Raw genomic sequence first — 6,221 nt, forward strand, 5'->3', positions numbered from 1 at the left:
CAGCAGGCCTTCGTTTTCCCGGCATGTCCGAAGTCACCGCAGAAATGATCGCCCGCGGGCGCTATGCCGACGGACGTTCTCCCGAACGCCGACGCATGGCCAATCGCATGCGCGAGGCCCGCGAGCGGCTGACCTCGTCCGGCGCGGGAAACATCATTTTCGACATCGAACTGCTGCGGCTCTATTGCGAGGGACGCAAGGGCGCGATCCTGCCGCAGTTCCTGCTCAGCATCGCGGTCGCCTCCATGACCACGCTGTGGGCGCCGGCGATCCTGGTCGGAATCTGGCTCGGCGGCGTGCTCAGCGCGCTCGCCTTCTGCTGGGCGCTGGCCAATCGCTTCCTGCTCCAGGACAATGCCGCGCAGAAGGCGCGCAACTGGCAGGCGCGCTTCGTCTGCGCCGAAGCCGCCAACGGCCTGGCCTGGTCCGCCTTCGCCTTGCTGATGAGCGGCGTGCCCGATCCCTGGGCGACGACCTATGTCATGGTCGTCTTCATGCTCGCGGCGGCGATCCATACGGTGGTGACCGCCTTCCTGCCGGCGGCGGTCTATGCCGCGCTCACCCCGGTCGCGTTCGCCATCGTACTCTATATGCGGCCGACCAGCCTTTACGGCCCGATCGCGCCGCTGACCTTGCTCGCCTGCGGCACCTTGTTCTATTTCGCGGTGCTGGCGCGGCGCATCTATTCTAGCCAGCTCGACACGCTCTCGATCCAGGCCGAAAAGGATTCGCTGATCGGCGAACTGGAGCAGGCCAAGGCCAATTCGGACGAGGCGCGGCGGCGCGCCGAGGAGGCGAGCCTCGCCAAATCGCGCTTCCTCGCCACGATGTCGCATGAATTGCGCACGCCGCTGAACGCCATTCTCGGCTTTTCCGAGGTGATGAAGAGCGAATTGTTCGGTCCGCACGCCATCGATGCCTATCGCGATTACTCCAACGACATCCACAACAGCGGCCAGCATCTGCTGATGCTCATCAACGAGATCCTCGATCTCTCCCGCGTCGAGGCCGGGCGTTACGAGCTGAAGGAAGAGGCGGTCTATCTGTCCGGCGTGATCGAGGATTGCCGCCATCTGCTGACCCTGCGCGCCAAGAAGCGCGGGGTGACGATGAGCGAAATCCTCGAGCCCAACATGCCGCGCATCTGGGCGGACGAACGAGCCGTGCGCCAGATCGCGCTCAATCTGATGACCAACGCCATCAAATTCACGCCGCAGGGCGGCCAGGTCACGATCAAGGCCGGCTGGACCATGGCGGGCGGGCAATATTTCTCGGTCAAGGACACCGGCCCCGGCATTCCGGAAGAGGAAATCCCGGTCATCATGTCCTCGTTCGGACGCGGCTCGATGGCGCAGAAAAACGCCGACGAAGGCAGCGGCCTCGGCCTGCCGATCGTCAAGGGGCTGGTGGAGCTGCACGGCGGCACCTTCACCTTGCGCTCCAAATTGCGCGAAGGCACCGAGGTCGTCGTGGTGTTCCCGCCGGAGCGCGTCATGTCGGCGCTGCCGCAGATCAATCCGGCCGGGCGCGCGCCGGAGACGCAGGGCGGACGCGGCGGCGGGCGCGGCGCGGCGTGAGGCCGGTCTTCGGGCGGCATTGACGCGGATCAATGAGAAATCGGGGCGCGCCGGCTTTAGTCGGCGGCAAAACCCCGAGGCGCCCATGATCGATTACCAAGCCTTTCAAGCCGCGACGGTCGCGACCGATCCCTTTCCGCATTTCGCCACGCGCGGCTTCCTGCCGCCGGCCGAAGTGGCCCGGGCCATAGCGGATTTCCCGAAGATCGACATGGGCGGCCTGTTCCTGCCGGAATTCGCGCCCTATGGCCCGGCTTTCGACCGCCTGCTCAAGGAACTGGAAGGTCCCGAGGTCCGCAAGGTCATGGAGCAGAAGCTCGATATCGACCTTGCCGGGCGCCCGACCATGGTCACGCTACGCAGCAATTGCCAGGCGCGCGACGGCCGCATCCACGCCGATTCGAAATTCAAGCTGGCGACCCTGCTGCTTTATCTGAACGAGGATTGGGTCGATCAGGGCGGCAAGCTGCGCGTGCTGCGCTCCGGAACCGATATCGAGGATTACGCCGGCGAGGTCGCGCCGGAAGGCGGGCTGGCCTTCTGCTTCCGCGTCCAGCCCAATTCCTGGCACGGCCACAAGCCCTTCGTCGGCCCGCGCCGCTACGTTATGATGAACTATTGCACAGACCAGCAGTCGCGCGACCAGGAACTCGCCCGCCACCGCATGTCCAACCGGGTCAAGAAGTTCAAGCGCCTGTTCGGAATCGGCCGCATTCCGCAGGCGGCATGACGCGCTTTTTTGCGATCATCGAATTCCTCATAAAATCCGCCACGCGTCGCCAGATGGGCGCTCCGCCGGCCTGCGGCGTTCGCTCGTGGCGAACGAAGTCTGACGCTTGGCCGAAACCAGCAAAGGGCGCGAGACGGCGGAGAGCGGACCAACGCTTTAATCGCTTTAACGCCGCAAGCGCCCTACGCCGCGGAGGCGGTTCGCGACATAAGCGCTGGCGCCGAGAATGACGAAGGCGGCGATGAGAATGAGGAGCATTCCGCTCAAAAACACCAATCCGAAGGCGAACATCATTCCCACGGCGAGCATCATCACCATGCCGCCAAGCGGACCGAGCCGGATGATTTTCACCGTGCCGCGCTCCCACGAATCATAAACGCGGCCGTCCGGCTGGTTCCCGCTGTCGGGGGGGAGGATTTCGACCTTGTGCATAGGAATCCTCTCTGGTTGCTGGGTCACTGTGTTTCTCCTTCCTCATAGGAATATATAAGTGCTGAAAAAGGCGCCAATTTGTGGGGCCAGCCGTCACGCCGGCAACGCCTCATTCGAGCCGAAGGCCGTCATTGAGAGCGGAGCGAAGCAATCCGTCTCGCGTGCAAGCCGCAGCGTTGACGACCGCCCGGAACGCTACAATCCCCAATTGAAATCACGGCTGCCACGACCACAGGGCTTTCGACCGTTCTGAAGTCAAGTTGCATCGACAGGTTGCGGCGGTGAGCGGTCCTTAAGAATTTTACTATAATTGACACCGATCTAGCGGGACTTGCCATTATCCGCCTTAAACACCGCCAATTTTTAATAAGATACATATATGATATTCGCTTAACCGAACTGTTAGCACTGCACTGGAGAATGGTAATGTCTATTCTTGGCGCTCCCGGATTCATGACGCAGAGAGAGCGGCTCATCACCGATTATACGACCTTTAAGCTTAGGCAGCATGCCTTGCGATGTGGAGCTCGCATCCTTCTTAATCCTCCAGAGATCGATGAATTCGGCTATGATATTACAATCGAAGAGGGGTTTAACTACCTTCCTGTCCAGCTTAAGACGAAACTTGTGAAATCATCAACAGATTCGTGGAGTATTTTAGCAAACTTTTTCACGCCGTCATTTTACGATATGCGCGATTTTGATTGTACTGTAAACGACATTAACATCGGCTCACATGGCGGCGGTGGCGCGGTCATATTGCAAGAGTTCGATGAAGACGTTCTCGATGGCTTAGATGATAAGGTTTCATACTTTTATTGTGATGTATTCTATATTCTCGCCATCGCTAAGGGCTTTTGGCAGGCAACGGGGTTTTCACGCGATCAGGCAATTAAACTTTTGAAAGAAGTTCAAAATACCCCAGCAGCAGAACGATTTAAGCTTCCGCGTGCGGCATTTATACCTGTATCGACGCCCGGGGTCATTCTTAAGTGGAGGGCTCATGTAGGTAGAAACAGCAACTATATGAGTGTGCACTTATTTGATAAGTCGTCTAAGGTATCAGAGACTGGCACCTATAATATATCAAAGCTTCTGCAGCTTGAGCTTTCAGAGTTCATCCCAGAAAATAATACGATGAATTTTAAGCTTTATAGAACGTCACTCGACAATTGAATAACTAGCTCCATGTTCTAATGTTGTTGTGCGTCTGCGTCGTCTCAGAAAATCTTCTCTGACATGCGACGTGTTAAATTGTTAGGCGACTGATTCGAGCCGAACGCAACCATCCCACGTGGGCGGGGGTGGCCGATTGCCGCTACCAATCGGCCCCATAAAACACGAACGGCGCTTCACGGGTCCTTGTCGTCCACGCCGGCCGAGGCGAAGGTCGCCATGTCCTGGTGGCAGGCGAGCGCGGCCTTGACGACGCCGATCGCCAGCGCCGCGCCCGAGCCTTCGCCGAGCCTCATGCCGAGGTCGAGCAGCGGCTTCTTGCCTAGTTTTTCGAGCACTTTGGCGTGGGCGCCCTCGGCCGACACATGGCCGGCGAGGCAATGGTCGAGGGTCGCCGGATCCAGCGCATGCAGGATCGCCGCCGCCGCGCAGACGACATAGCCGTCGAGCAGGACCGGCGTGCGCTCCATCCGCGCCGCGAGAATGGCGCCGGCCATGGCCGCGACCTCGCGCCCGCCGAGTCGGCGCAGCACTTCGAACGGATCGTCGAGATCGTCCTTGTGCAGGGCGATCGCGCGGCGCACGGCGTCGGCCTTGCGCTTCAGGCCCTCGTCGTTGAGGCCGGTGCCGCGCCCCACCCAGTCCTCGGCCTCGCCGCCGTAAAGGGCGTGATAGATCGCGGCGGCGATGGTGGTGTTGCCGATGCCCATTTCGCCGAGCGCCAGCAAATCCGCGCCGCCGGCGATCGCCTCCATGCCATAGGCGAGCGTCGCGGCGCATTCGCGCGCCTCCATGGCGGGGGCTTCGGTAATGTCCTTGGTCGGCAGGTTCAACGCCAGTTCGAACACTTTCAGTCCGGCGCCATTGACCGCGCAGATCTGGTTGACCGCCGCGCCGCCGGATGAAAAATTCTTCAGCATCTGGGCGGTGACGCTGGCCGGATAAGGCGAGACGCCCTGGGCGACGACGCCGTGATTGGCCGCGAACACCACCACCGTCGGCCGGTCCAGCGTCGGCTCGGCGCGGTCCTGCCAAGCGGCGAGCCATTCGACGATCTCCTCCAGCCGTCCCAGCGCGCCCGGCGGCTTGGTCAGCTGCGCGTCGCGGGCGCGCACGGCGGCGACCGCTTTGGCGGAAGCCGTCGGCATTTGCGCGATCAGGGCGCGGATGGCGTCGAAGGGATGGTCGGCGGAGGCGTCGGTCTGCATTGTCATTCTTGCCAATTGGTCTTGCCGCGCAAGGCGGCTCGCTGCGGAAGCGTGCTGCGCGATCACGCGCTAGATCATTTCGCGGGAAAGTAAAGGGGCGGCCCGTAAGCCGCCCCGCATTCCGATCCGATTTCTCAGGAAAAGCGGGCCTTGCCGCTCATGCGACCTTTTCGCGCAGCGCGCGCGGCAGCGGGAAGGACACGTCCTCGGTCGCCGTCGTGATCGTATCGATCACCAGTTCGAATTTCTCGGCCAAGGCGTCGAGAATTTCCTCGACCAGCACTTCCGGCGCCGAAGCGCCGGCCGTGACGCCGAGAGAAACCACGCCGTCGAGCTGCGTCCAGTCGATATCGGCGGCGCGCAGCACCAATTGGGCGCGGCGGCAGCCATTGCGCTCGGCCACTTCCTTCAGACGCTGCGAATTGGAGGAATTGGGCGAGCCGACCACGATGAAGGCGTCGACCTTGTGGGCGATCTCCTTCACCGCTTCCTGGCGGTTGGTGGTGGCGTAGCAGATGTCCTGCTTGTGCGGCCCGACGATATGCGGATATTTCGCCTTCAGCGCATTGACCACTTCGGCCATGTCGTCGACCGAAAGCGTGGTCTGCGTGACATAGGCGACCGGCTCATCGGCGGCGAAGCTCAGCGAGGCGACATCGTCCGGGCTCTCGACCAGCACCACGGCGCCTTCCGGCAATTGCCCCATCGTGCCGATGACTTCGGTATGGCCCCGGTGCCCGACCAGCACTACCTTGCGGCCGCGCCGGTAATGGATTTCCGCCTCGCGATGGACCTTGGTGACGAGCGGGCAGGTGGCGTCGATCGCCAGCAGGTTACGCTCGCCGGCTTCGACCGGCACGGATTTCGGCACGCCATGGGCCGAGAACACCACCGGCGCCTTGTCGTCCGGCACTTCGTCCAGCTCCTCGACGAAAATGGCGCCCTTGCGCTTGAGGCCCTCGACCACATAACGGTTATGCACGATTTCGTGGCGCACATAGACCGGGGCGCCGAATTTGCGCAAAGCGTGTTCGACAATGTCGATCGCGCGCACGACGCCGGCGCAGAAGCCGCGCGGCGCGCAAAGAAACACGTTCA

General features: G+C 61.7%; 6 protein-coding genes. 3 read left to right on the forward strand and 3 right to left on the reverse strand.

All coding sequences use genetic code 11. From position 1 onward, the window contains the following. Positions 1-23: 23 nt before the first annotated feature. Together ACE3S9_RS13155 and ACE3S9_RS13160 are read left to right on the forward strand one after the other, a co-directional pair. Complete coding sequence (locus tag ACE3S9_RS13155; RefSeq protein ID WP_374546927.1) at positions 24-1,577, forward strand: sensor histidine kinase; 1,554 nt, start codon at positions 24-26, stop codon at positions 1,575-1,577. A gap of 85 nt (positions 1,578-1,662) precedes the next feature. Further along, entirely contained in the window at positions 1,663-2,307 is a 645-nt protein-coding gene (locus ACE3S9_RS13160; protein ID WP_374546923.1) for a 2OG-Fe(II) oxygenase, read from the forward strand. Positions 2,308-2,472: 165 nt separating this feature from the next. Here the strand turns inward: ACE3S9_RS13160 and ACE3S9_RS13165 are convergent, their stop codons facing one another. Beyond that, positions 2,473-2,739, reverse strand: a complete 267-nt coding sequence (locus tag ACE3S9_RS13165; RefSeq protein ID WP_374546924.1) for a hypothetical protein — start codon at positions 2,737-2,739, stop codon at positions 2,473-2,475. A 426-nt stretch (positions 2,740-3,165) separates the two neighbouring features. On the opposite strand from ACE3S9_RS13165, the gene ACE3S9_RS13170 reads away from it, so the two are divergent. Then, positions 3,166-3,915, forward strand: coding sequence for a hypothetical protein (locus tag ACE3S9_RS13170; RefSeq protein ID WP_374546925.1), 750 nt, complete (start codon positions 3,166-3,168; stop codon positions 3,913-3,915). Between the two features lie 176 nt (positions 3,916-4,091). Here ACE3S9_RS13170 and cobT read toward each other — a convergent pair whose 3' ends face one another. Beyond that, positions 4,092-5,123: a nicotinate-nucleotide--dimethylbenzimidazole phosphoribosyltransferase gene (gene cobT / locus ACE3S9_RS13175; protein WP_374546928.1), complete on the reverse strand. Its 1,032-nt coding sequence runs from the start codon at positions 5,121-5,123 to the stop codon at positions 4,092-4,094. Positions 5,124-5,280: 157 nt separating this feature from the next. After that, a partial coding sequence (ispH, locus tag ACE3S9_RS13180; protein WP_374546926.1) for a 4-hydroxy-3-methylbut-2-enyl diphosphate reductase occupies positions 5,281-6,221 on the reverse strand: 941 nt, incomplete at its 5' end.

It is taken from the genome of Rhodoblastus sp., from assembly GCF_041915505.1.
GTDB lineage: Bacteria > Pseudomonadota > Alphaproteobacteria > Rhizobiales > Beijerinckiaceae > Rhodoblastus.